The 25,466-nt window shown below is 43.4% G+C and carries 21 protein-coding genes and 1 rRNA gene; 8 read left to right on the top strand and 14 right to left on the bottom strand.

Annotated features, from left to right (window positions below; all coding sequences use genetic code 11):
* Positions 1-85: 85 nt before the first annotated feature.
* Both F3J02_RS07465 and F3J02_RS07460 read right to left on the bottom strand, forming a co-directional pair.
* The gene (locus tag F3J02_RS07465; RefSeq protein ID WP_167248420.1) at positions 86-3,214 is read right to left on the bottom strand and encodes an efflux RND transporter permease subunit; all 3,129 of its coding nucleotides are present in this window, start codon (positions 3,212-3,214) and stop codon (positions 86-88) included.
* Between the two features lie 2 nt (positions 3,215-3,216).
* Positions 3,217-4,317 (bottom strand): efflux RND transporter periplasmic adaptor subunit, encoded by a 1,101-nt coding sequence (locus F3J02_RS07460; protein ID WP_167248419.1) that lies wholly within the window; start codon positions 4,315-4,317, stop codon positions 3,217-3,219.
* A 151-nt stretch (positions 4,318-4,468) separates the two neighbouring features.
* Here F3J02_RS07460 and F3J02_RS07455 point away from each other — a divergent pair, with 151 nt between their 5' ends.
* The 3 genes from F3J02_RS07455 to F3J02_RS07445 all read left to right on the top strand — a co-directional run bounded on the left by F3J02_RS07455 (position 4,469) and on the right by F3J02_RS07445 (position 9,463).
* Positions 4,469-5,092 carry a TetR/AcrR family transcriptional regulator gene (locus F3J02_RS07455; protein WP_167248418.1) on the top strand — a complete coding sequence of 208 codons (624 nt, stop codon included), beginning with the start codon at positions 4,469-4,471 and terminating at the stop codon, positions 5,090-5,092.
* An 84-nt stretch (positions 5,093-5,176) separates the two neighbouring features.
* Positions 5,177-7,858: a phosphoenolpyruvate carboxylase gene (gene ppc / locus F3J02_RS07450; protein WP_167248417.1), complete on the top strand. Its 2,682-nt coding sequence runs from the start codon at positions 5,177-5,179 to the stop codon at positions 7,856-7,858.
* Positions 7,859-8,167: 309 nt separating this feature from the next.
* Positions 8,168-9,463 (top strand): solute carrier family 23 protein, encoded by a 1,296-nt coding sequence (locus F3J02_RS07445; protein WP_167248416.1) that lies wholly within the window; start codon positions 8,168-8,170, stop codon positions 9,461-9,463.
* 52 nt (positions 9,464-9,515) lie between these two features.
* On the opposite strand, the gene F3J02_RS07440 is transcribed toward F3J02_RS07445, so the two are convergent.
* The gene (locus tag F3J02_RS07440) at positions 9,516-10,262 is read right to left on the bottom strand and encodes an SDR family oxidoreductase (RefSeq protein WP_167248415.1); all 747 of its coding nucleotides are present in this window, start codon (positions 10,260-10,262) and stop codon (positions 9,516-9,518) included.
* 123 nt (positions 10,263-10,385) lie between these two features.
* Between F3J02_RS07440 and F3J02_RS07435 the strand changes: the two genes are divergently transcribed.
* Both F3J02_RS07435 and F3J02_RS07430 read left to right on the top strand, forming a co-directional pair.
* Complete coding sequence (locus tag F3J02_RS07435) at positions 10,386-11,288, top strand: LysR family transcriptional regulator (RefSeq protein WP_167248414.1); 903 nt, start codon at positions 10,386-10,388, stop codon at positions 11,286-11,288.
* Between the two features lie 102 nt (positions 11,289-11,390).
* Positions 11,391-12,281 (top strand): LysR family transcriptional regulator, encoded by an 891-nt coding sequence (locus F3J02_RS07430; protein WP_167248413.1) that lies wholly within the window; start codon positions 11,391-11,393, stop codon positions 12,279-12,281.
* Between the two features lie 12 nt (positions 12,282-12,293).
* Here F3J02_RS07430 and F3J02_RS07425 read toward each other — a convergent pair whose 3' ends face one another.
* The 3 genes from F3J02_RS07425 to ilvD all read right to left on the bottom strand — a co-directional run bounded on the left by F3J02_RS07425 (position 12,294) and on the right by ilvD (position 16,373).
* A complete protein-coding gene (locus F3J02_RS07425; protein WP_323127321.1) occupies positions 12,294-13,025 on the bottom strand; it encodes a sulfite exporter TauE/SafE family protein in 732 nt (243 codons plus the stop codon).
* 80 nt (positions 13,026-13,105) lie between these two features.
* Positions 13,106-14,395 (bottom strand): hypothetical protein, encoded by a 1,290-nt coding sequence (locus F3J02_RS07420; RefSeq protein ID WP_167248412.1) that lies wholly within the window; start codon positions 14,393-14,395, stop codon positions 13,106-13,108.
* 148 nt (positions 14,396-14,543) lie between these two features.
* On the bottom strand, positions 14,544-16,373 hold the full coding sequence (ilvD, locus tag F3J02_RS07415; RefSeq protein WP_167248411.1) for a dihydroxy-acid dehydratase: 1,830 nt from the start codon (positions 16,371-16,373) through the stop codon (positions 14,544-14,546).
* Positions 16,374-16,583: 210 nt separating this feature from the next.
* Between ilvD and fmt the strand changes: the two genes are divergently transcribed.
* Positions 16,584-17,546, top strand: a complete 963-nt coding sequence (gene fmt, locus F3J02_RS07410) for a methionyl-tRNA formyltransferase (RefSeq protein ID WP_167248410.1) — start codon at positions 16,584-16,586, stop codon at positions 17,544-17,546.
* The gene (rsmB, locus tag F3J02_RS07405; protein ID WP_167248409.1) at positions 17,543-18,850 is read left to right on the top strand and encodes a 16S rRNA (cytosine(967)-C(5))-methyltransferase RsmB; all 1,308 of its coding nucleotides are present in this window, start codon (positions 17,543-17,545) and stop codon (positions 18,848-18,850) included. The genes fmt and rsmB overlap by 4 nt, the downstream gene beginning before the upstream one ends.
* 49 nt (positions 18,851-18,899) lie before the next feature.
* Here rsmB and F3J02_RS07400 read toward each other — a convergent pair whose 3' ends face one another.
* From F3J02_RS07400 to F3J02_RS07390, 3 genes are all read right to left on the bottom strand, one after another.
* The gene (locus F3J02_RS07400; RefSeq protein WP_023271084.1) at positions 18,900-19,043 is read right to left on the bottom strand and encodes a methionine/alanine import family NSS transporter small subunit; all 144 of its coding nucleotides are present in this window, start codon (positions 19,041-19,043) and stop codon (positions 18,900-18,902) included.
* A gap of 10 nt (positions 19,044-19,053) precedes the next feature.
* Positions 19,054-20,532, bottom strand: a complete 1,479-nt coding sequence (locus F3J02_RS07395; protein ID WP_167248408.1) for a sodium-dependent transporter — start codon at positions 20,530-20,532, stop codon at positions 19,054-19,056.
* A 377-nt stretch (positions 20,533-20,909) separates the two neighbouring features.
* Positions 20,910-22,352 carry an aldehyde dehydrogenase family protein gene (locus tag F3J02_RS07390; protein WP_167248407.1) on the bottom strand — a complete coding sequence of 481 codons (1,443 nt, stop codon included), beginning with the start codon at positions 22,350-22,352 and terminating at the stop codon, positions 20,910-20,912.
* Between the two features lie 132 nt (positions 22,353-22,484).
* On the opposite strand from F3J02_RS07390, the gene F3J02_RS07385 reads away from it, so the two are divergent.
* Complete coding sequence (locus F3J02_RS07385) at positions 22,485-23,180, top strand: TIGR04219 family outer membrane beta-barrel protein (protein WP_167248406.1); 696 nt, start codon at positions 22,485-22,487, stop codon at positions 23,178-23,180.
* A 292-nt stretch (positions 23,181-23,472) separates the two neighbouring features.
* On the opposite strand, the gene F3J02_RS07380 is transcribed toward F3J02_RS07385, so the two are convergent.
* The 5 genes from F3J02_RS07380 to rrf all read right to left on the bottom strand — a co-directional run.
* The gene (locus F3J02_RS07380; protein WP_167248405.1) at positions 23,473-23,784 is read right to left on the bottom strand and encodes an ankyrin repeat domain-containing protein; all 312 of its coding nucleotides are present in this window, start codon (positions 23,782-23,784) and stop codon (positions 23,473-23,475) included.
* Positions 23,753-24,295, bottom strand: a complete 543-nt coding sequence (locus F3J02_RS07375) for a GNAT family N-acetyltransferase (RefSeq protein WP_167248404.1) — start codon at positions 24,293-24,295, stop codon at positions 23,753-23,755. The genes F3J02_RS07380 and F3J02_RS07375 overlap by 32 nt, the downstream gene beginning before the upstream one ends.
* A 52-nt stretch (positions 24,296-24,347) precedes the next feature.
* A complete protein-coding gene (locus tag F3J02_RS07370; protein WP_167248403.1) occupies positions 24,348-24,749 on the bottom strand; it encodes a cytidine deaminase in 402 nt (133 codons plus the stop codon).
* A gap of 26 nt (positions 24,750-24,775) precedes the next feature.
* A complete protein-coding gene (locus tag F3J02_RS07365) occupies positions 24,776-25,240 on the bottom strand; it encodes a GNAT family N-acetyltransferase (RefSeq protein WP_167248402.1) in 465 nt (154 codons plus the stop codon).
* 116 nt (positions 25,241-25,356) lie between these two features.
* A 5S ribosomal RNA gene (gene rrf, locus F3J02_RS07360) occupies positions 25,357-25,466 on the bottom strand; the annotation flags it as partial.

Raw genomic sequence — 25,466 nt, 5'->3', positions numbered from 1 at the left:
TGAAATTCAATTATTTTTTGGTCTTAAAATATAGGTGCTACTATATTGAAATTTTCAATCTTTCGCACCTTTATTCACAAAATAATTACGATAGTTGTGTTGTTTTTTTAACCTTAAACCATGCCGCATACAGTGCAGGCAGGAAAAATAAGGTTAATAAGGTGGCAACAATCAGCCCCCCCATAATCGCAACCGCCATCGGACCAAAGAAAATACTGCGTGATAAAGGGATCATCGCCAGCACCGCTGCCAGTGCCGTCAACACAATTGGACGGAAACGACGCATGGTTGCACCAATGACCGCATCCCATGGTGTATGTCCCGCATGAATATCTTGCTCAATCTGATCGATCAGAATCAGCGAGTTACGCATAATCATCCCTGACAGAGCAATGGTGCCAAGCATTGCCACAAAACCGAAAGGTTTGTTGAACAACAAGAGGAACGCAACGACACCAATCAAACCCAATGGCGCTGTCAGTAACACAATGGTTGCCCGTGACATGCTACGAAGCTGAATCATCAATAAAGTCATCACCACAGCCAAAAACAATGGCATGCCTGCATTGACTGAATTTTGCCCCTTAGCCGATTCTTCAACCGTCCCCCCCACTTCCAGTAGATAACCACTTGGTAGATCTGCGCGTAAGCTCTGCATCTGATCAGCCAACTGTTGCACCACAGTTGCAGGTTGTAAGTGGGTGCGGATATCGGCACGAACGGTAATGGTTGGTAGGCGATTACGATGCCAAATTAAGCCTTCTTCAAAGCGGGATTCAATATTGGCAATCTGCGCCAACGGAACAGTTGTGCCTTTAGTGGTCGGCACAGCCAAACTCGCTAAAGATGCAACTTCAACGCGTTCCGATTTATCACCACGCAAACGGATTTCAATCAACTCACGTTTTTCGCGATATTGATTCATTACCGCACCCGTCACTGAAGCATTGAGGAAATTGGCTAAATCCACACTGGAAACACCCATCTGACGTGCACGATCTTGGTCAATTTCGATTGCAATGATTTTACTCGGTTCGCCCCAGTCCAAATGCACATTGGTGGTATTTGGATCTTCGCTCAGGACTTTGGCAACTTTTTGCGCCCATTGACGTACTGTGCCGAGGTCTTCACCCGATACACGATACTGCAATGGATAACCCACAGGTGGACCATTTTCCAATAACGATACCCTTGTGCGCACTTGAGGCAATAACTGCTTAATCTGCTTGTCTAAAGAGCGACGGATTTCATCACGGTCATCAAGAGACGAGGCCAATACCACAAATTGAGCAAAACTGGCTTGTGGTAATTGCTGATCTAGCGGTAAGTAGAAACGCGGTGAACCTGTTCCCACATAGGCCACATAGTTATCAATGCCCTTTTGCTTGGACAAGAACTGCTCCACCTTATGTACCGCCTGTTCAGTTGCGGTCAGTGATGCCCCTTCTTCAAGTTTTAGATCCACCAGAATTTCTGCGCGATTCGATGGCGGGAAGAATTGTTGCGGCACTAACTTAAACATCGCGACTGACAATACAAAGATTCCCACCGTCACCGCAATCACGGTTTTACGATAGGTAATACAGATTTCAACCACACGACCGAAGGCCTGATAAAACTTGGATTGATATGGATCGTGATGCTGACCATGTGCTTCTACCACAGGTGCAGGTTGCTTACGCAGTCGCGCCCATAAACGTAGATACCATGCCGCTTGTTGCTGCTGTTTGCTAAAGTCGGGCAATAATTTTTCACCTAAATAAGGCACAAATAAAACTGCTGCAATCCATGACACAATCAGCGCAATAGTCACCACTTGGAAAATAGAACGGGTGTATTCACCTGTTCCTGATTGAGCTGTCGCAATTGGCAAAAAGCCTGCTGCGGTAATCAAGGTTCCCGTCAACATTGGAAAGGCTGTGGTTTGCCACGCAAAACCTGCCGCTTTCAATCTGCTATAGCCCTGCTCCATTTTAATCGCCATCATTTCAACAGCGATAATCGCATCATCGACCAGCAACCCCAAGGCCAGAATCAATGCCCCCAAGGAAATCTTATGCAGTCCCACATCAAATAGATTCATGCCTGCAAAAGTCATTGCCAGTACCAGTGGAATAGACAGTGCTACCACCAAACCAGTACGGAAACCCAGCGAGAAGAAGCTCACCAATAAAACGATGATCACAGCTTCGGCCAAGACCTTTAAGAATTCTTGAATACTGCGTTGTACCGCCACAGGCTGATCAGAAACTTTTTGCAGTTTCATGCCCAAAGGTAAGGTTTTTTGTAGACGATTGAACTCGGTTTCAAGGTTTTTACCTAGTGCAATGATGTCACCACCTTTACGCATCGAAACCGAAATACCAATCCCATTTTCGCCCATAAAACGCATACGTGGCTGCGCTGGTTCACTAAAGCCTCGATAGACCTCAGCAACATCACCCAGTTGAATGGTTTTATCACCGACCAACAACGGCATTTTTTTCAGGTCATCAACACTATGTAAATGCCCACTGACTCGGATTTGGATACGGTCTGTACCTGTTTCAAAGAACCCCGCACCCGCCATGTCATTTTGTTTTTGAATCGCTTCCTGAATGGCTGTGACAGGGACACCCAGTTGTACCGCTTTGGTATTTGATAATTCAATCCAGATTTTCTGATCTTGTAGACCGACCAAATTGACTTTGTTGACATCTTTGACCCGTTGCAATTGCAGCTGCAAACGGTCGGCATATTCTTTCATCACCGCATAGTCAAAGTCTTTGCCTGTCAGTACATAGATATTGCCGAAGGTGTCGCCAAATTCATCATTGAAAAAGGGTCCTTGTACACCGCTCGGCAACTGCGAACGAATGTCGTTGACCTTCTTACGCACGTTATACCAAACATCAGGAATAGCACTGGATGGCAAACTGTCTTTCGCCACAAAGGTCACCAAAGACTCACCCGGCCGTGAATAGGCCATGATGCGGTCATACTGCCCCGTGGTCATCAATTCTTTTTCAATGCGGTCCGTCACCAGTGTCGACACTTCTTTCGCCGTTGCCCCTGGCCAATAAGTCTGTACCACCATCACTTTAAAGGTAAACGGCGGATCTTCACTTTGCGAAAGTTTGGAATAAGACATGATGCCGACGATACCGAGCAACAGCATAAAATAAAGGATAATCCCCTTATTTTTGAGTGCCCATTCTGAAAGGTTAAATTTCATGTTTAACCTCCCGCTTTTACAGTGACTTCACGATTATCACGATCGACTGGATGAATTTTTTGCTGGTCACGCAGTAAATGTACACCACCGACCACAACCCAATCCGTTGCTTTTAAACCTGACACAACTGGCACACTATCTCGACCATAACTACCTAAAGTCACAGGCACTTTGCGTATGCTTTGATTGGCATTCACCACCCAAACATACGCTTGTTGATCATTGGCAGTCACACTGGATAGCGGCACGCTCAAAACGTTATTTTCATTTGCGACAAAGAATACCCGTGCACTTTGCCCAAGTTGAATCGTCGACTGTCCTTCAAGTAAAGAAACTTTCACGGTAAAGGTTCGGGATTGATCCGCCGCGGGTGAAACCTCACGTACTTTGGCTGCAAAACGCGCATCTGGTTGCGACCATAAAGTAACCCATACTGGTTGCCCAACCTTGATGGTACTGACTGACTGCTCAGGCACACCAAATACCACTTCACGCTCACCATCAATCGCCAACTGATAAACAGCCTGCCCTGCTGCAATCACCTGTCCAATCTCGATTTGACGTTGGGTAATCACGCCATTTTTATTGGAAACTAACCGGTTATAGCCGGTTTGATTAGATGACACCTCATAGTTTGAGCGTGCTTGTTGTAGACTTGCCTGTGCAGATTCATATTGATTTTTGACTGCATCAAATTGCGAACGACTCACCGCATTGACAGGTAAAAGTTGCTGATAACGCTGATATTCTTCAGCAGCAATCTTTGCCGCTGCCTGTGCGCTATCTAATTGGGCTTTGGCTGCATTCATCTGCAGCTGGGCATCTTTTACATCTAATTTCGCCAGCACTTGTCCCACTTTGACCCGATCACCAACATCGACATAACGTTCGGTAATCTGCCCCCCGACACGGAAGGCCAAAGCAGTTTGCTGTCTCGCTTGCACATCCCCCGCATAGCTTTTTTGATCGACATGATTACTGCTCGGTTGCGTCACCATGACATAGGGAATTTCCTCAGTCTTTGGCACCTCTTTTTGACAGGCGCTGAGGAGTACACTACTGACAATGAGTAACCCCAATATGATACGATTGATCTGATTCATCTCTTTGCGCTCTTATTCAAATTGATTTTTAAGGCGTGATATGAGCATTATCATAGATTGTTTATTTTTTAATTAATATACCCATGAGTACACTAATTAAAAATTAAAGCTAGAATTTTGATTTTTAAATTAATTAAAAGAGAACGATAACGTGCAAATCAACAGTGGTCGCCCTAAAGATTTAGAAAAAAGAGCCAAAATTTTACAGGCTGCAAAATCTATTTTTTTAAAAATGGGCTATCACGCCACCAACATGAATCAGATTGCCAAAGAAGCGGGTGTGACCAAACTCACGGTGTATAACCACTTCCAAGATAAGGGCAATCTGTTTATCTGTGCCATTGAAGAAAGCTGTGAAGAGTCGATTCGAACCAAACAGTTTGAGCTTACAGCTGAATCTAATTTTAAACAGGCGCTGGTGCTCATGTGTCAGCGTGCATTGAGTATTATTTATCTGCCTGAAGCGCTGAAATTAGATTGCCTGCTGTTTGAATTGGCGGCGGAACAAAGTCCCTTAACCAAGCAATTTTTTGATGCTTCACATACCCGCATGTGCAATGTCTGGTGTGATTTCTTTGAACAGGCCATCGCCTTTAAATTTATTCGCGCAGATGAACCGCTTAAGCAAACTGAGCTGATCATCTCGCTGATGTTGGGTATCCGTCATCAGCAAGTGTTGCTGGGTTTAGCCCCTGTACCAAGCGCAACTGAAATCAATCAGATGATTGAACAAGCAATCGAAATTTTTATGCTTAAATATCAATCAATAAATTAGAGAAAATTCACATTTTTTTACGTTCTGCTCTTGGAATGTCTCTCAATCGCGCTATAGTCGAATGAGAACAACAGGAGAATTAGAATGATTCAGCAAATCACTGCTCCATTACGTGAAGATGTCCGCTTACTGGGCAATTTACTTGGAGAGACCTTAAAGCAACATGCTGGGCAAGATTTGTTTAATCAGATTGAGCAAATTCGCGCATTAGCCAAAGGCGCACGTGACGGCCAGATCGAAGCCGAAAAACAGCTAGAACAACTCTTCCTCGGTTTGAAAGATGAAGAGATTCTGCCACTAACTCGCGCATTCTCACATTTTCTCAATTTCGCCAATATTGCTGAACAATATCATGTGGTGCGTAGCCGTCGTCAGGCCGAGTTTGATGAACAAGCCCCAAGCCCAAACCCGCTGCCACATTTATTCGAAAAGTTCAAAACCCAACAAATCAATGCACAGCAATTATTCCAACAGATCTGTGATTTAAAAATTGAACTGGTACTGACAGCACACCCAACTGAGGTCAGCCGTCGCACCCTCATTCAAAAATATGATGATATTACCGACTGTCTTTCACAGCTGGATCAACAAAAACTGACACCAAGAGAACGCCAACAGACCATCGCTACACTGAAGCAATTGGTCAGCTCAGCATGGCAAACTGATGAGATTCGTCAGCATCGCCCAACCCCTGTCGATGAAGCCAAATGGGGCTTTGCGACTATTGAGCAAACGCTTTGGAATGCAGTACCGAAATTCGTCCGTGAACTAAATGAATTGACTCAGCTACATTGTGAGCAAGCCTTACCTATGAGTATCGCGCCAATTCGTTTTGCTTCATGGATGGGCGGTGACCGTGATGGCAACCCGAATGTCACCCATCAAGTCACCCAAGAAGTCCTGTGGCTCTCGCGTTGGCAGGCTGCTGATTTATATCTGCGTGATATTGAAAATCTGCGTTGGGAACTGTCGATTCAAAACTGTTCCGATGAACTGACTCAAGCTTTAGGTTATGAACACCCTGAACCGTATCGAGAATATCTACGAGACACTCGCGAGCGCTTAAAAGCCACCCGCTATTGGTTGGGGCAACGCTTACAAGGTGCCGAAGCAGACGATAGCAATATCATCAAGAATAAAGAGGAACTGTTAGCTCCGTTACTGCTTTGCTATCGCTCATTAGTCGACAGTAATCTGGCTGAGATCGCCAATGGACAATTGCTGGATTTCATTTATCGGGTCAACTGTTTCGGCATCGAACTGCTCAAACTGGATATTCGTCAAGAATCAGGCCGCCATCGTCAGGCCATTTCAGCCATTACCGAATATCTGGGTCTAGGTAACTTTGAATCGTGGACTGAACAAGCCCGTCAGAACTTTCTGATTCAAGAGCTACAAAGCAAACGTCCATTATTACCGAAGTTCTTCAATGAGCCAGAAGGTAGTCTGATTCAGCATCCTGACGTACTTGAAGTATTTGCGACCATGCGTACCTTGGCAGAACAGCCAACCGAGAGCTTGGGGGCTTATATTATTTCGATGGCAGAATATCCAAGTGATGTACTCGCGGTTTTATTGCTGCAAAAGGAAGCGGGGATTCAACATCCGCTACGTGTCGTGCCTTTATTTGAAACCTTAAAGGATCTAGATGGCGCAGCCAAAACCATGAATACCTTGTTCAATATGCATTGGTATAAACAGCATATTCAAGGCAAACATGAGGTGATGATTGGCTATTCAGATTCAGCCAAGGATGCGGGCTTTATGTCAGCCAATTGGGCGCAATATCGTGCTCAGGAAGAACTGACTGCAATTGCCAAACAGCATGGTGTACAGTTGACCTTGTTCCATGGTCGCGGTGGTTCAATCAGCCGTGGTGGTGCGCCAACGCAACAGGCTCTGTTCTCTCAACCTCCTGGTTCGATTTCAGGTGCAATTCGAGTCACTGAACAAGGGGAGATGATTCGCTTCAAATTCGGTCTAGAAGGTATTGCGCTGCAAAATCTGGAAATCTATACCGCTGCGACTTTAGAAGCGACTTTGCTCCCACCACCGGAACCGAAAAAACAGTGGCGTGACTTGATGAATCAAATGACCGATTTATCGGTCAAAGTCTATCGCCAAACCGTGCGTGAAAATCCAAACTTTGTCAGCTACCTACGGACGGTTACGCCAGAACTGGAATTACAAATGTTGCCATTGGGTTCTCGACCAGCCAAACGTAAAGTCAGTGGCGGTATTGAATCACTACGTGCCATTCCTTGGGTGTTTGCATGGACACAGATCCGTTTGATGCTGCCTGCTTGGTTGGGTACAGGAACGGCGATTAATCAGGTGCACGAACAACATAAAAACACCTTGAATGAGATGTTAGAACAATGGCCTTATTTTCAAACCCTGATTGATATGCTGGAAATGGTATTGTCTAAATCTGATGCTGATATTGCCCTATACTATGAGTCACATCTGACCCAAGATCAGGACTTAAAGGTTCTCGGTGTGGAATTACGCCAACGTCTGCAAAATGCGGTAGATACTCTACTGCGCTTAAAAGGTGAATCTAAATTACTCAGTAATAATGAAGTCTTAGATCAATCCATGCAGGTGCGTAAACCGTATTTATTGCCACTGCATTTATTACAAGCGGAGTTGATGAAACGTCGTCGTTTATATCTGGCTGAACACCAAACCGAACATAGCCCTGTCGATCATGCCTTGATGGTCAGTATTGCGGGGATTGCCGCAGGTCTGCGTAATACAGGTTAAGTCAAACGCCAGCCTTGCCATCCATAGAAATCACAGCTATTGATGGCGAGATTGGCAAAATATGCCACTTCAATTAAAAAAATAGAAAAATTTCAAAAAATATTTTTAAAATAAGAGAGTTAACTTTTCAAAGTATCAGCACGAAAATAAATAATAAAACCGCTAGCTTATTTTGAAACAAATTTTACCAAAAGGTAAAAATACAAACCCGTAATGCCTGTTCTGGCAATATTCTCAATGGCTTATAGGTGAAAGCTCGTTTTAAGACAGGGTATCATACGCGCTGATATCACATAATGAGTCTAATTTATGTCAAGTTGGTTTCCAAAATGGCAGCCGTATCAGGGGAAGATCGATCATCGCCCTGTTGCGACAAATGAATATTTACCGCCCTTACAAAGTGCGGTGCTCGGGGTTCAACACGCGTTTGCAATGTTCGGTGCGACTGTTCTAGCACCCTTATTAATGGGCTTTAGCCCAAACCTTGCCATTTTAATGTCAGGGATCTGTACCATTATTTTCTTCCTGATCACAGGTGGGCGTGTTCCTAGTTATTTAGGGTCAAGCTTTGCTTTTATTGGCGTAGTTGCTGCGGCAACAGGCCATATCACGGGCTCAGGTGCCAACCCTAATCTTTCTGTTGCATTAGGCGGTATCGTTGCCTGTGGTATTTTTTATGCCTTGATCGGCTTTGCAGTGATGCTGACAGGCACACGCTGGATTGAAAAACTGATGCCACCTGTGGTAACTGGTGCGATCGTGATGATCATCGGTCTCAACCTTGCACCTGTCACCATTAAAGGCGTTGCAGGGCAACCATTTGAAATGTGGATGGCACTGATTACTGTACTGAGTATGGGTATTATTGCGGTCTTTACCAAAGGTCTATTACAGCGTTTATTGTTACTCGTTGGCCTACTGATTGCCTATGCGATTTATGCCATTGCAACCAATGTTTTAGGCTATGGCAAACCGATTGATTTCTCCCAAATCGCAGCAGCATCATGGTTTGGTATCCCAAGCTTTTCACATCCAACTTTTGATTTAAATGCGATTCTGATTATTGCGCCAGTCGCATTGATATTAGTGGCGGAGAATCTTGGTCACATTAAAGCTGTGGGTGCAATGACTGGCGAAAACCTGACCCCACAACTGGGCAAAGCATTTGTTGCTGATGGTTTAGCCACGACCTTGTCAGGTGGTGTTGGTGCGCCAGGTATGACCACCTACGGTGAAAATATTGGTGTGATGGCAGTGACCCGCGTTTATTCTACGATTGTCTTTGTCATCGCAGGCGTGTTTGCAATTTTCCTAGGACTTTCTCCAAAATTTGGTGCGGTGATTAGTACTATCCCAACCGCAGTCCTCACAGGGGCTTCAATTGTGGTCTTCGGTTTAATTACTATTGCAGGTGCAAAGATCTGGATCGAAAATAAAGTTGATTTCTCAAACAATAAAAATCTGATCATTGCCTCTGTCACCATTATTTTAGGTGCAGGCAATTTTGAATTGTTATTTGGTAACTTTAATTTAGGTGGTATTGGAACCGCAACTTTTGCTGCGATTTTCCTGAATCTGCTATTCAGTTTAAAAGATAAAAATTAAAACTTTGAAGGCAGCGCAAGCTGCCTTTTTTATTTTGAGAAGGATGCCACGACTAGATAATGCCACCATTGGCTCTAATCACCTGTGCATTAATCCAGTTACTCGCGTCACTCACAGCAAAATCAAGCACCGCAGCAATATCTTCCACTGTACCTAAACGCTCTAAAGGAGCTGCTTTGGTCAACTGAGCAATCAATGCCTCACTCTTGCCCTCAAAAAACAGTTCCGTCGCTGTTGGTCCAGGTGCAATGGCATTAACGGTAATATTTTTGCCTCTTAATTCTTTAGCAAGGATAGCGGTCAGAGCTTCAATGGCTGCTTTAGAAGCGGTATAAATGCCATACCCTTCCAACTTCATCCCGATCACACTACTAGAGAGATTGATAATTTTTCCACCCTGCTCAAGTCGTTTCGCTGCCTCGCGCATGGTATATAAGCTACCTTTTAAATTAATCGCTAAAACCTTTTCAATGGTTTCATCATCTAAAGCTTCAATTTTTTGCAAGCACATGATGCCCGCATTATTAATCAGTACATCCACTCGTCCATAGCTTTGGATGACATATTCAAATAGCTGCTCAACTTGATATGACTGGCTAATATCTGCTTTAAATGCACTTGCCGTACCGCCTGCAACTTTAATTTGTTCAACCAACTGATTTGCTTCTAAATCATTGCGTGCGTAATTAATCACGATTTGATGACCCTGTTGTGCCAGTAAAGTCGCGGTAAAAGCACCAATGCCTCGGGATGCCCCTGTAATCAAAATCACTTTTCTCTCATTTGATGGTGTATTCATTTTTAACCTCATCCAAGCCGACTTATCACGGAATACAATCTATGATACTGTTCAGTGAGAACAAGATAATCCATCAAATTTCGGCTTCTTTATACGGATAGAGCGAACAAAAGAATCAAGCCTATGGACAAGTTAAATGCCATGTCAGCATTCGTACATGTGGTTGAGCAGCGAAGTTTTACCAAAGCAGCACAGATCCTGAACTTACCGCGCTCAACCCTGACAGATGCGATTAAACAATTAGAAACACAGCTGAATACCCGCTTACTGTTTCGAACCACACGACAAGTCAATCTGACCGACGAAGGCCATCTGTACTATCAACGCTGTAAATATATTCTGGCTTATATTGATGAATCCGACCATGATTTTTTACATGCCAAACCGCAAGGTATCTTAAAGGTCGAAGTTCACGGCATCTTCGCCGCGCATTTTATTCTGCCAAAATTGCATCAGTTCCTCAGTGAATACCCACAAATTCAATTACAACTGACTGAAAGTGATCGCTATGTTGATCTGATTAAAGAAGGCATCGACTGTGTGATTCGGATTGGACATTTAAATAATAGCGAGCTAGTGGTCAGACACTTAGGCCAGATTCAGCAAGTCACTCTCGCAAGTCCTGAATATCTCAAAAAATACGGTACACCGAACACACTGAGTGAATTAAAACAGCATTTTATGGTGGGCTTCTATTCTACAGCCCGGCAAAAAGCGCTTCCCTTAGAATTTTTGATTCAGCATAAAGTCGAGTTTTATGATTTACCTGCATTAATTCAAGTCAATGGCGCTCACACCTATTCAGCAGCGGCAGAACAAGGCTTTGGCATTATTCAGGTACCACGTTACGGTCATTTACAGCAAATTGAAAATGGCCAACTCTCCCCAGTGCTAACCCAATATGCTGTTCCCGCTTTACCTGTCTCATTGCTCTACCCCTCAAAAACACGGGTTTCACCGAGACAAAGAGTGTTTATTGAATGGATCGTGCAGTTGTTTAAAGACCATCCTTTAGATCAGCGTTAAAACACCCTCCCATGAACAGCAGGGATGCTGCACTTAAGTCCCCTATCTTTATCAATCTTATTTTTAGTATGATGATTTTTTGCATTTCAATGCGTTGCCATCATGCGTTTTGATTTTTTTGATTTACAGTTATTTCTGCATATCACCAGCACGGGTAGTCTGACCAAAGGGGCTGAACGTTCTGCAATTTCTCTGCAAGCAGCCAGCGAACGGATTAAAAAACTCGAACAATATTTTGATACCCCTTTATTTACTCGACAAACCACTGGCGTTGAATTAACTACAGCCGGACATGCTTTGGCCGAACATGCGCGACGTATGATCCGCCAAAAAGATCAGCTCGAACAAGAGATGCAACGCTTTCGACAACAACAACCCGAATCCTTAACCCTGTGGTGCAACTCTTCGGCACAAAGTGAATATCTGCCGCCACTGTTACCGCAATATCTGATGCGACATCCTGACATCAATATTGACCTACATGAAGCAGAAAGTTCAGAGATTATTGCCGCTCTAGGCAAAGGCATCGCTAAGCTCGGCTTGGTTTCCAGTTTCTTTGATATTCGCCCTTTGCAGACCCAAGAATTTGCCAGTGACCCCTTGGTACTGATTTGCCCAGCCTCACATGCCCTTGCTCAATACACACAATTAAATCTGGTCGATGCCTTACATTTTGGCTTTATTGGGTTGATGCCACATCATTCTTTGCAGCAATCTATCGAAACCCAGGCCAAGTTACTGGGCTTTAATATCCAATACCGTTTGCGTTTACCCAATTTTGCTGCGATTGCTGAAGTGGTGGCGAAAGGCGTCGGCATAGCGATTATGCCTGCCCGTGCTGCGCAGCGTTTAGAGCCAGACTATGATTTCCACACGGTACAGCTGTTGGGCGCATGGGCTAATCGGAAGCTGCTGTTAGCAACGCAGGATTTCAGTCAACTGCCCGAGACTTATCAGCAATTTGCAGATTTTTTATTGCAGCATCGTCCTTAGTTCACAGCAAAATTAGTGCGATAGCATATAGCCACCTAAAGCGACCAGCCCCATAAAAAATAGACGGCGGAAGCGTTGCTCATTCAGTTGATAGCGGATTTTTTTACCCAACCACATCCCGACCAAAGCTGCTACCAAGGCAACAGCCGATAAACGATAGTCCAGTGTGATTCCCTGCATTGGGTTATGGTGTAGAAATACTGCCAAGCAAATGGTGGACACGGTAAAGGTTAATCCTAAAGCTTGAACCAGCTCATCACGGTTTAGATGTAAAGACTGCAAATAAGGCACCACAGGAATAATCACAACCCCTGTTGCTACAGTGACCGCACCACCGATATAACCCACCAAGGGAGATAACCAATGCTCATATTTACCCAAGTGGGGCAGATTCTTAACGCATAAACCATAAAGCCCGTACAGTATCAGCATCGTACCCAATAGAATTTCACTGCTTTGACCATGGCTTTGGCTTAAAGTGGGTAAAAAACTCCAGACCGATCCAACCACAATCCCAAGCAACAAAGACCAGAAGCGGCGTACAAAAGTCCAGACCCGCCCCTCAGCAAAGAGCTGCCAGATATTGGTAATCATAGACGGAACAATCAGCAGTGAGGCAGCCTGAAAAGGACTCATGGCAATTGTGAGTAGCCCCATTGAGACCGCAGGTAAGCCTAAGCCGATCATGCCTTTAATCATGCCTGCAAAGACAAATACCATCACAATAATTGCTAAAAAAGTCACGCCCAAGTCTCCGATGTTGCTTCGGAGTTATGCTACGAAAAAAGCGAGGTTTGCCGTATTCTTATTTTTGGGAGCAGGCCTCAGGCAGAGCTTGAGGCCGTTCTATATTTGTCTTCCAACACATTGCTGATAATGCTTTCAATCATCCAAACCCGATACAGACTATTGAAAACGTAGCTCTGTCCATCTATACGTAATTCCAGTACAGGAAAATCTGGCTGATGCTTTTGCTGGCATAGTTCATCATTCTGTTTCAGTAGAGCTTCGACATCCTGTTCAGTGATGTTCTCGATCTCTAGACGCTTTTGCATGCGCTGAAAATGGGCTTTAAATGAAAGATCTTTACCCCGTGTCCACACCCCTTCAAAAATCTGGTGGATACAATCAACTTGCTGTTCCTCAGGCACACTATAAAACAGTCGTGCCATCTCATACGTCGCTTCTTTGGTTGGACGGCAGAACGGCGTAAATGTCACTTGTGTTCGCTTGGAAACACGGGTTGCCAGACTCCAATCAAACCAGTCTCGCCCATGATAACTCAGCGGAAAAACCTTTAACTGAATATTATAATAATTAGCCAGTTCTTCTTTGATATAGGCCAATAACAACCAGCTCATTGGATCTTCAAGCGCAATGTATAAGTCTAGCTCAGGATGCATGGCTTGGACTTCGGTAAGTGACTCACCATCATTGATCAAATGCTCGCGCCATTCGATATGATTAATCAGGAAAATTGGATTTCCAGTCAGTAATTTTTGTTGTTTCAGACGGCGAGTCAAACGCAATAAATCATCAACGGCTTGATATTTACGCTCACCAAATTCGAAATAGCTGGCAGCAACGGGCACATCTTTAAAAATACGTTCAGGATAATCTTGAGGGCTTTGGTGCCGACTGGCCATGGCATAGAGGGTACGTAATTTGCCGTATTGTTGTTGCCACAGCATATGAAACACATCTTCCAATAAATGTAAGAAGTTCTGTTCACGTAAGGGAGTGTTTCGAAGAATGGTTTCAGCTTGTTGTAATGCTTCTGCGCTGGGGATTTCTGGAGTGTCATCAAAGCCAAAACGATGTTGCTTGGCAAGAATCTTGGCATCATTTAAACAATAACTGAGCCATTCCTGCTTGGACATTCCATTCGGAGGTTCTGCGTCCTGCCTCGAGATAATCACTTTTAAGGGTTTCAACTCATCACTCAGAATTTCATTGAGCTGATCCAGTTGTTGTACTGCAAGATAGCTATAAACATCGTCTAGACGCAGGTAAATGCTTAAACCCTGTTCCGTAGGTAACACCGCCTGACGCGAAGGTTTTTGGTAAAACCAACTCGATCGGAGGGGATCAAACCAACGACGTAACAAAGACATGTCGATAGCCTCTAATGGTCATAAATTGAAAGATAGATAAATATGCCCAAACTTGTATTGAATAAAGAGCAAGTGAGCCAATAAGTTTGTTCAGTATCTTATAAAATGACAAAAAAGTCCCTCTTAATTAAAGAGGGACCAAAAGGGATTACAAAACTCGTACTGCGCCTTTGGCTGCACTGGTCGAATGCATTGCGTAAATCTTCAATGACTTAGACACTTTACGTTTACGCTCTTCTGCTGGATGCCAACCTTTAGCTTCCTGAACGGTACGGCGATGCGCCATGGTTGCATCATCGATATCGAGGTGAATGGTACGGTTTGGAATATCGATTTGAATGGTATCACCATCTTCAACTAGACCAATTGCACCACCTTCAGCCGCTTCTGGAGAAACGTGACCAATCGACAAACCTGACGAACCACCCGAGAAACGACCATCGGTAATCAAGGCACAGTCTTTACCTAAACCTTTCGACTTCAAGTAACTGGTTGGATACAACATTTCCTGCATCCCTGGTCCGCCACGTGGTCCTTCGTAGCGAATCACCACGATATCGCCCGCAACGATTTTATGATCCAAAATCGCTTCAACCGCTGCATCTTGGCTTTCAAAAACACGCGCAGTACCAGTGAATTTAAGGATCGACTCATCTACACCCGCAGTTTTTACGATACAGCCATCTAAAGCGATGTTGCCGTAAAGTACAGCCAAACCACCATCTTTAGAGAAGGCATGTTCAGCATTACGAATTACGCCTTTCTCACGATCACCATCCAAAGTTGAATAATAACGGTTCTGCGAGAACGCTACTTGAGTTGGAATACCACCCGGAGACGAACGATAGAATTCATAAACGTCCGCATCTTCTGTACGGATAATATCCCATTTGTCTAATGCATCTTTCAGAGTAGGTTCGTGCACGGTTGGGCATGAGGTATTCAATAAGTTGGCACGATCCAACTCACCCAAGATTGCCATGATGCCACCTGCACGGTGTACATCTTCCATATGCACGTCTTGTTTTGCAGGTGCAACTTTTGACAATACCGGTACTTGGCGAGACAGACGGTCGATATCATCCATGGTGAAATCAACTTCTGCTTCATGTGCAGCCGCAAGCAAATGCAATACGGTATTGGTTGAGCCACCCATTGCAATATCCAAAGTCATGGCATTTTCAAATGCTGCTTTAGTTGCAATTGAGCGTGGCAAAATACTGTCATCATTTTGTTCATAGTAACGCTTCGCCAGTTCAACCACTAAACGGCCTGCTCTTAAGAACAGTTTTTCACGGTTGGCATGCGTCGCCACGATCGAACCATTGCCCGGTAAAGACAAACCTAAAGCTTCGGTTAAGCAGTTCATTGAGTTAGCTGTGAACATCCCTGAGCATGAACCACAAGTAGGACATGCTGAGCGTTCAAACGCAGCAACTTCTTCATCGGTATAGCTTTCGTCTGCTGCAACCACCATGGCATCAACAAGGTCAATCGCCTTTTCGTCGCCGCGGAATTTAACTTTACCCGCTTCCATTGGCCCGCCAGACACAAATACCACTGGAATGTTCAGGCGCATCGCAGCCATCAGCATTCCTGGAGTGATCTTGTCACAGTTCGAGATACATACCATGGCATCAGCGCAATGGGCATTGACCATGTATTCCACAGAATCGGCAATCAAATCACGTGATGGCAGTGAATACAGCATCCCGTCATGACCCATGGCAATACCATCATCGACGGCAATGGTATTAAATTCTTTCGCGACACCACCAGAAGCTTCAATTTCTCTCGCAACAAGTTGACCTAAATCTTTAAGATGCACGTGACCAGGAACAAATTGGGTAAATGAGTTGACCACCGCAATAATTGGTTTGCCAAAATCTTCATCTTTCATACCGGTCGCACGCCATAAACCACGCGCGCCCGCCATATTTCTTCCATGTGTTGATGTTTTCGAACGATAATCAGGCATTTTGTATTCCCAACAAGTGTGTGCTCGAGAAGAATAGAACATTCTCTCTGGCGAAATGATACTGAGCTCTTTGCATCATACTACAAGTTATCGTTTAACAGATGACCAACAGGCCTATCTTTTTTTGCACAAAAGCAATTCAGGTTGTGAATTAGGGACTCGTCGCTTTTTCGCTTATAATTTGAGGTAAGTTTTATTTGGATTCCATTTGTGAAAATCATTTTTGCTGGTACGCCTGAATTCGCGGCAACCGCATTGGCGGCATTATTAAAAACATCCCACCAGATCATTGCGGTTTATACCCAACCTGACCGTAAATCAGGACGTGGGCAAAAATTAACGCCATCTCCTGTTAAACAATTGGCACTTGAACACGATTTACCCGTTTATCAACCTTTGAATTTTAAAGCGTCTACGGAAGAAGGCTTGGCAGCTCGACAAGAACTTGCTGCACTTGGCGCAGATGTGATGGTGGTGGCAGCCTATGGCTTGATTTTACCGCAAGCGGTTTTAGATACACCGAAATACGGTTGTTTAAATATCCATGGTTCGCTGTTACCCCGTTGGCGTGGTGCTGCCCCGATTCAACGTGCCATTGCCACAGGTGATGCTGAAACGGGCATTACCATCATGCAAATGGCGGCAGGTTTAGATACTGGCGATATGATGTATAAAACCTATTGCCCAATTACTGCGGAAGATACCACTGCCAGCTTGCATGACAAATTGGCTGTTCAAGGCGCAGAAGCAATTTGTACCGTGCTTGAATCAGAACAAAGCTTGCAGGATTTTATTGAAAAACGTGAAGTACAAGATGAAACACTGACCGTTTATGCGCACAAATTAGTGAAAGCCGAAGCCCGTATCGATTGGACTATAAATGCAGTTCAAATCGATCGTAATATTCGTGCCTTTAACCCTTGGCCAGTCGCGTTTATCCAACTCGATGAAAATAATGCTTTACGTGTTTGGGGTTCTACACTTTCACAGCTCAGCAAAACCGATGCACAAGTTGGTGAAATCCTTGCCATTGATAAGCAAGGCGTGCATGTTGCCTGTGGCGACAATACTGCAGTGTGCTTAACCAGCTTACAATGGCCAGGTGCTAAAGCCTTAAATCCAGTACAAATTGCCCAAACCCAAAAATTGCATATTGGACAAATTCTCCCATGAACCCATCAAATCAATCATCTGCAAAAAATTTGAATCTGCGTGCGCAGGTGATCAAAACACTTTTGGCGGTTCAGAATGGGCAATCTTTGTCTTCCGTTTTGAATCAACATATCAATATCGTTTCTGAACGTGACCGTGGTTTATATCACGAACTTACTTTAGGTTGTTTACGCCAATGGTATTCGTTAAAAGCAATTACCTTACCATTGCTCACAAAACCATTAGACAATGAAGCCCTAGAAAGTTGTTTATATCTGGGTTTATATCAAATTTTATGTACGCGTATTCCTGTACATGCTGCGATTTCAGAAACTGTAAATGCTGCGAAGCAACTCGGTTTTGAGCCAATGAGTGGTTTGGTCAATGCGATTCTGCGTCGTGTTTCACGTGAAACAGATGAATTTCAAACCGCATTGAATAATACCCATGGTTTACCAAGTTGGTTATTCAAGCGACTCAAAAAAGATTGGCCTGAGCAAGTAGAGCCGCTATGCCAAGCCTTAAAACAAGTCGCGCCACTGACGCTGCGTGTCAATGAACGCCAAGTGAGTCGTAACGAATATTTAGAGATTTTGGACGAAGAACAGATTGATGCTCGTCCTTGCACACTTTCAGATGTGGGTATTGTTCTGGAACAAACGGGCAATATTACCCATTTACCCGGTTTCGAAGAAGGTGGTTTTTCTGTACAGGATGAACATGCGCAATTGTGCGCGACGCTTTTACCAAACTTAGATGACCAAGTTGTTGTCGATGCCTGTGCTGCACCAGGGGGTAAAGCCGCACATATCCTTGAGCGCTTTAATCCTAAAAAATTGATTGCACTTGATCATGATGCAAAACGTTTACTGCGTGTTTCTGAAAATTTAGAACGTCTTGCCCTAGATCAGGACAATGTTGAGATTATTACGGCTGATGCCACCACATGGCAGGCACAGGAACTGGCTGATTGCATCGTGTTGGATGCACCCTGCTCTGCGACAGGTGTAATCCGTCGCCATCCCGATATTCGTCTGCTCAGACAGTCGACTGATATCGCGCAAACGGTTGAGCTACAGCAGCAAATTTTGCAGCAGATGTGGCAACAGCTTAAAGTCGGTGGCACTTTACTGTATATCACCTGCTCGATTCTCAAAGCTGAAAATGAGCAGCAAATGGCAACATTCTTTGCAGCACATGCTGATGCAGAAGAAATCAAAATTGAAGCTGATTGGGGCATTGAACAGCCCCATGGTCGTCAACTACTTCCTTCTGCACAATCAGGCGATGGTTTCTATTATTGCCGAATTAAAAAATTGGCATAAATCAAAAATAAAAAAGCAGGCTTAAAGCCTGCTTTTTTATTCATTCTATTTAGAGTGTATGCTGATCTTTGACTTCTTCAAGAACGTCATCTAACTCTTCTGGGTTTTTGGTTAAGTGCAGAATAGACAATGCCAATCCACCCCATAAAAACACCATTGAAATCACCATCATTACGATTGCTGAAGTATTCATATTTGTTCTCCTAGCGATCTTTGATTCGGCTGAGTACAATTGCAACGACAGCACAGAAAATCACGCTGCCCCATCCAAATACGCCTTGTAAGCTCATGCTATAACTATCGTAACCGTTTTTCACCAAGTTAAATACGGTCATGCTTAAGGTCGTTAACAAGATCAACGATGTGATCACTGTTAAAGTGAAATCCCAACCTTTGCCCAATTGAACAGTCGAAATACGATTCACATGATCACGCAACTCACGCAAGGCAGAACGTTTAAACCAAGCAATACTGATAATCGAGATCAATGCACCACCAATAATACCAATGTTATTGATGAAGTGATCGACGATATCCACCAGTTTAATCGCATTCACACTAGAGAATAAGATCACGGAAACCAGTGCACTACCACCACCAATAATCGTTACAGCTTTGGTACGGCCCCATTTCAACTTGTCCTGCATTGCAGCAATCGGCACTTCCAAAATACTTACCATGGAAGAGATACCCGCAACAAACAGCGAAGAGAAGAACAAGAAACCAAATAAATCCGCACCTGCACCTAAACTTGAAATAATTTTAGGGAATGCGATGAATGCTAGACCAATACCACCACTCACAACATCGTGTACTTCTTTACCTGCCGCATGTGCCATAAAGCCCAACGCAGCAAAAATACCAATACCTGCCAAAATCTCTGTTGATGCGTTAGCAAAACCAACGATCAAACCTGAACCTGTTAAGTTGGTTTTAGGTTTTAAGTAAGAGGCATAGGTCACCATGATCCCGAAGCCAACAGACAACGAGAAGAAAGTATGACCATATGCAGCTAACCAAACTTTATAGTTCATCATCGCTGACCAGTTCGGAGTAAAGAATGCATTTAAGCCTTCTACCGCACCAGGTAAACGTAATGACTGGATCACAAGAACCGTAAATAAAACAAATAACAACGGCATGAAAATCTTATTCGATAATTCAACGCCCTTCTTAACACCACCATACAAAATGATTAAGGTCAGTGCCCAGATACCAACGATTGGCCAGAACAAATGACTCACAAATTGTAGATCGAAGCCTGTTGCTTTCGAGGTCTGCAAATAAGTATTGAAGAAGAAGCTTTCCGGGTCACTGCCCCACGCCTGACCAATTGAGAAGTAGACATAACTACCTGCCCAAGTCAGTACGCTGGCATAGTACAAACCAATGATGATACAGACACAGACTTGCCACCAACCGAGTGTCTCACCGCCTTTAAATAGCGCACGATATGCTTTTGGCGGTGAATTACGCGCACGATGACCTGTTGCATAGTCCAAGAATAAAAGCGGTAAACCAGCGGTAATCAACGCCAGTAAATAAGGGATAAGAAACGCCCCACCGCCATTTTCATAAGCAACGTAAGGGAAACGCCAAATGTTACCTAAACCTACAGCTGAACCAACAGCTGCAATAATAAAACCAGATCGTGATGTCCAGTTTTCACGAGAATCTGCCATAAAACACCTAAATTGTCCTGCTGGCCGTTCCATGCTGTCCTAGGTTTTTATTATCCAACAGACATGAAAAGTGCCATAAAAAATCTTGTTTTGCTTGCATGAAATTTCAACCTTGTGGGTCTCCGTTTACATGGACAAACAAAGCAAAAACCAAACCATCTTCCTTAAAGATTGGGCTTTGTTTTTCTGCTTTTAATAGCCGAACAATACCTGTTTTTATTTCTTTTTACTGTAAATTCTGCAAGAAAAAATCATGTTTTTTAAACAACTGATTATTTTTCAACAGACTGTAATTTTGACCTTGCAGTCAACCTATAAAAATCAAGTACATAAAACAATCAAGCGAAGCTTAAACTCCGCTTGGGCCACAATCCTTTTTATTGTTTGATGGCTAATAATCTTTCCTCTTGCATATCCCGAATCGCAGAATGAATACCTTCCCGACCTAGGCCAGAATCCTTCACACCGCCATAGGGCATATTATCGACACGGAAAGTCGGGACATCGTTAATAATCACACCTCCAACATGTAAATGATCCCATGCATACAGCATTTTATTGAGATTTTGCGTATACACACCTGCCTGCAAACCAAAACGACTTTGGTTAATCGTGGCAACACCCTGCTCAAAATCTTTAAATTTTTCGAGGATCGCCACTGGACCAAAGGCTTCATCTTTATAGATTTCCAGCTTGGCATCTACATTTTCCAGCAAAGCAGGTTCAAACAGCATGCCTTGTAAACTTCCTCCTATTAATATTTTTGCTCCTTTTTTCTCGGCTTTATCCAGCCATTTTTTTAAGCGAACAGCTTCAGCTTCTTTGATCATCGGCCCAACCACAGTGCCAGTTAAACTTGGGTCATCTGCCTTGATTTTTTTCAATTTTGCGATGAGTTTCTTTTTCAGATCAGCATAGATATCGGTATGTACTAAAATCCGCTGCACACTGATACATACTTGCCCCGCATGACCATAAGCCGCAGCAATTAAGCGGTCAATTAAAGCATCATCAATCACGGTATCTGCATCAATCAACACTGCGGCATTGCCACCCAGTTCCAAGGTTACTTTCTTGCGACCTGCACGTGCTTTCATGTCCCAACCGACCTGATCTGACCCTGTAAAGCTGAGTAATTTAAAGCGGTCATCGGTCACTAGAATATCTGCTGCTTGGCGATCGCATGGTAATACCGACCATGAGCCTTTCGGTAGTTCTGTTTCCGCCAAAACCTTTGCAATCATTAAAGCACTGATTGGGGTCAAGCTCGCAGGTTTCAGCACAAATGGACAACCTGCTGCAATTGCAGGTGCAATCTTATGAGCGACTAAATTTAAAGGGAAATTAAACGGACTAATTAAGGAAATTGCACCAATTGGCACTTGTTTGACCATGCCACGAAAGCGCGCGGCAGCGGGTGTGACTGCCAATGGCAGCATACGACCATCATCCAGCTGCGTGACTGCGTCGGCTGCCAACTGGAAGGTATTAATTAAACGTTCCACTTCTGCACTCGCTGCACCACGAGGCTTACCACCTTCCGCAATCAGAACTTCAGTCAGTTCCTCACGCAGTTCATTAAAGCGTTTTACACAATGCAGCAAAATTTTCTGCTTTTGAAAAGGCTTGAGTGCTGCCATTTCCTCTTCTGCTTTTACCGAAGCCGAAATGGCTTTTTCAAGGACCTTCGCATCAGCCAATGCCACACGCGCATAGACCGTCGTTCGATACTTATCATGGACTTCCAACCACTGACCTGTTGTAACGGCCTTTCCTGCGACGTAAAGCGGATAATCCACTACATTCTGTGCATCTGTCATTATTCTTGATCTCGTTATAAAAATTTAAAATTAGACTACTGCATATTTTCTAAGATCACTATATGATTCGCCCATTCACTGATGAATTCACAACAATTCATTACGGTTTTTGAAATTTATTAGGACAATGCAATGAAAATATTAAAAATATCAATGCTTGCTTTAGGGACAAGCTTTTGTGGTCTAGCGCAAGCGGATGTGATTGGTGTAAAAGGCGATCTTAGTTACTGGAATTACAACGGTGAAGCTAATATGGCTGCGCAAACATCAGCACCAGATCAAGACCTTGATCGTAAAGGCGCTGCGCAAGTTTCGCTTGCGTTTGAACACCCAATTCCACTGATTCCAAATGCAAAAATTCGCTATGTGAATTTAAAATCGCAGACTGAAAATGAAGTTGCTGGTCAACCAGTCTATGACCTCAACATCGATCATACCGATTTCATTTTATATTATGAGATCTTAGACACCATCGTAAATGCCGATGTCGGCCTCGGTGCAACCAACCTGAATGGCGATGTAAAAACACTGGGTTTAAGCAAAACAGATATCGATAAAACAGTCCCTGTGATTTATGGATCTGCAGGTGTAAAACTGCCTTTCACAGGTTTAAGTGCCAAAGCTGAATTGTTATATAGCAATGTCAACGATACCAAAATCACCGATGCTCAAGCTGAATTACAATACAACTTTATTGATAATTTATTGGTCGATGTTGGTTTAAAAGCGGGTTACCGTATTCTCGATATCAAACTAGATGATTACGAAAAAAATGACCTTAAATTTAACTTTAAAGGTCCCTATATCGGTTTAGATATTCATTTCTAAGACTTGAATTAAACAGAAACGGAATCTCTAGATTCCGTTTTTTTATAACCCATCATTTTATCAATCTCAATTGATGTACGCCAAAGCCTACAACAATCGCAGCGATTGGCGAATATCCCAACTAAAACTTTTCCCCTACATATAAATCATAGAGAGACAGGAAGTCTCATTGAGAATAATAAAACACACAGGACGTGGTCGTTAATAGGATATCAACGACATAAACTGAATATGAAGAAGCCCCGTCAGGATGATGGGGCTTCTTTTTATCTGCTGTTTTTTTATATGCAAGCTAAAGACTTTTTAAGTACTCAACGATTTCGGCATGCTCTGCCATTTCAGCAAGCTGTAGCGCACTATATTCGCCTTTATAAGCGACATTTGCACCTCTACTCACCAACAGCTTCACTATGGACAAATGATCGTTCTCAGCAGCGGCCTGTAACGCACTATAGCCTTCGTCATCGGTCTGGTTTGGGTCTATCCCCTCTGCCAGTAACTGTTCGACTTGTTCCACATTACCAAGTGAAGCCCAATAGACTAGCTCAGGAAGATGCAGTTCATCATCATCTTCAGGGAGTGGGGAGAAAGAATTGAGTTTCATCTATTTCCTCTGATTTAAAAATGAGTGTTCTCTCCATAACAATTACGGGAGCAACATATTCACTGAGTTCTTTACGGTAACGTTCTACAAAACCTTGCCTTGACCAAAAGGCGAACGCAGGTTCATTTGATTCAACCACTGCAATTCTCAACCGATCACATCCCCAAGTATTCGCAAGACCCGAAATAAAATTGACTGCTTGTGGACCATAGCCTAAACCTTGATGAGACTCTATAAACAATAGCAGTCCAATAAATACTATTGATGACTCGGGATAACCTTGCAGAATATCAATACAACCAATCATCTGTTCTTTATGATAAATCGCGTAAAAAAACTTTGCAGTAAATGGATGTCCACTAGGTACAGCTTTTAGATCGTTTCGAGCAGCATTTTTCTCTGCGCTATATCCTTGAATGAGTTTAAAATAATTTGGAGTAGCCTCAAATACAGCTTGAATACCGGCTATATCAGCTTCATTAGCTGAACAGAGAAGACGATAACTCAGCATATAGTTAAATATCCTGATGCTTTAAACACGAATAGCTTTTCCTTACACCACATTAAAGCTGTACCCCATTCACAATCGACCAATGATAGGGCATCAACTCTCTTAAAGGTTTAAATAATAATTTGTTCTCAGCTGTACTAACTGCGACTAGAACATCGCCACCCCAATAGGAAAGACGCTCTTGGCAGATTCCACAAGGCGTTAAAATGAGAATATTTGAATGTTCCGACTCTCTACATATACAGAGGGAATGTGTAATTTTTTCATTGATTTTATGTGCCTCCAAGCATGCCCCGACTTCCATACAAAGTGATAAAGCATCATTTCGTGTTTCAGGGGCAACACTGAGTAGAATTTTACCGCTCTCTGTGGCGAGTGCCGCAACACCGCCCCAACCTTGAGGATAACGTCTCTCCATGAAGTCTTTCGCAGCTTGAAATAGCTTTTGTTGCATCTTATCTCCACATAATTTCGCAATTCTTATTGTTCATATTTCATAATTGTTGTTTCTACAGTATGGTGATTGGCTTGATGCAGTACTTTAAAACCATGCTTTTGATAAAGTGTAATATTATGGCTTTCACATTGTAAATAGAGCATGGTTACGCCTAATTCTTTGGCTTTTTCTTTTGCCATAGTCATCATTTTACTTGCAACACCTTGCCCTCTCCATAAGGGATCAACAAAAATCCCACCGATCCAATGCTCATATTCTGGATAGTTTTTATTCTCTCGTAGCTTAAGTTCTAAGGCACCGATCAATTCATTTTCATGATGAGCTACGATTGCTAAGGGAATAACATCTCGATTAACTGCTTTTTCCAGCACCTTGTGGTACATCATTTCTTCGGTGATCTGTAAAGAGAGATAAGCCCATTCGTTATAGTACCACTTTGCAATTTTTCCAACCGCCTCAGGGTGATCTACCAGCAAAGAAATTTTCATTGTATTGTTAGTTTTAAGAATGATTGAACCGAGTTTAGCCGATATATTCTAATATTTTTAGTTCCGCACAATAAAAAACACCCCCAACGGTTAGGTTGAGGGTGTTTAGATTTAAAAGCTGGCGATGACTTACTCTCACATGGCAAGTGCCACACTACCATCAGCGCTAAGAGGTTTCACTTCTGAGTTCGGGAAGGGATCAGGTGGTTCACTCTTGCTATTGTCG

The sequence above is a fragment of the Acinetobacter sp. Tr-809 genome (genome assembly GCF_011753255.1).
In the GTDB taxonomy this organism is placed as follows: domain Bacteria; phylum Pseudomonadota; class Gammaproteobacteria; order Pseudomonadales; family Moraxellaceae; genus Acinetobacter.
This window is presented reverse-complemented; position numbering and strand designations above follow the sequence as displayed.

What these genes read in the sequence shown, in the direction of transcription:
- F3J02_RS07465 (WP_167248420.1), bottom strand. Translation starts at nt 3,214, where the DNA reads ATGAAATTTAACCTTTCAGAATGGGCACTCAAAAATAAGGGGATTATC.
- F3J02_RS07460 (WP_167248419.1), bottom strand. Translation starts at nt 4,317, where the DNA reads ATGAATCAGATCAATCGTATCATATTGGGGTTACTCATTGTCAGTAGT.
- ppc (WP_167248417.1), top strand. Translation starts at nt 5,177, where the DNA reads ATGATTCAGCAAATCACTGCTCCATTACGTGAAGATGTCCGCTTACTG.
- F3J02_RS07445 (WP_167248416.1), top strand. Translation starts at nt 8,168, where the DNA reads ATGTCAAGTTGGTTTCCAAAATGGCAGCCGTATCAGGGGAAGATCGAT.
- F3J02_RS07440 (WP_167248415.1), bottom strand. Translation starts at nt 10,262, where the DNA reads ATGAATACACCATCAAATGAGAGAAAAGTGATTTTGATTACAGGGGCA.
- F3J02_RS07435 (WP_167248414.1), top strand. Translation starts at nt 10,386, where the DNA reads ATGGACAAGTTAAATGCCATGTCAGCATTCGTACATGTGGTTGAGCAG.
- F3J02_RS07430 (WP_167248413.1), top strand. Translation starts at nt 11,391, where the DNA reads ATGCGTTTTGATTTTTTTGATTTACAGTTATTTCTGCATATCACCAGC.
- F3J02_RS07420 (WP_167248412.1), bottom strand. Translation starts at nt 14,395, where the DNA reads ATGTCTTTGTTACGTCGTTGGTTTGATCCCCTCCGATCGAGTTGGTTT.
- ilvD (WP_167248411.1), bottom strand. Translation starts at nt 16,373, where the DNA reads ATGCCTGATTATCGTTCGAAAACATCAACACATGGAAGAAATATGGCG.
- rsmB (WP_167248409.1), top strand. Translation starts at nt 17,543, where the DNA reads ATGAACCCATCAAATCAATCATCTGCAAAAAATTTGAATCTGCGTGCG.
- F3J02_RS07400 (WP_023271084.1), bottom strand. Translation starts at nt 19,043, where the DNA reads ATGAATACTTCAGCAATCGTAATGATGGTGATTTCAATGGTGTTTTTA.
- F3J02_RS07395 (WP_167248408.1), bottom strand. Translation starts at nt 20,532, where the DNA reads ATGGCAGATTCTCGTGAAAACTGGACATCACGATCTGGTTTTATTATT.
- F3J02_RS07390 (WP_167248407.1), bottom strand. Translation starts at nt 22,352, where the DNA reads ATGACAGATGCACAGAATGTAGTGGATTATCCGCTTTACGTCGCAGGA.
- F3J02_RS07385 (WP_167248406.1), top strand. Translation starts at nt 22,485, where the DNA reads ATGAAAATATTAAAAATATCAATGCTTGCTTTAGGGACAAGCTTTTGT.
- F3J02_RS07380 (WP_167248405.1), bottom strand. Translation starts at nt 23,784, where the DNA reads ATGAAACTCAATTCTTTCTCCCCACTCCCTGAAGATGATGATGAACTG.
- F3J02_RS07375 (WP_167248404.1), bottom strand. Translation starts at nt 24,295, where the DNA reads ATGCTGAGTTATCGTCTTCTCTGTTCAGCTAATGAAGCTGATATAGCC.
- F3J02_RS07370 (WP_167248403.1), bottom strand. Translation starts at nt 24,749, where the DNA reads ATGCAACAAAAGCTATTTCAAGCTGCGAAAGACTTCATGGAGAGACGT.
- F3J02_RS07365 (WP_167248402.1), bottom strand. Translation starts at nt 25,240, where the DNA reads ATGAAAATTTCTTTGCTGGTAGATCACCCTGAGGCGGTTGGAAAAATT.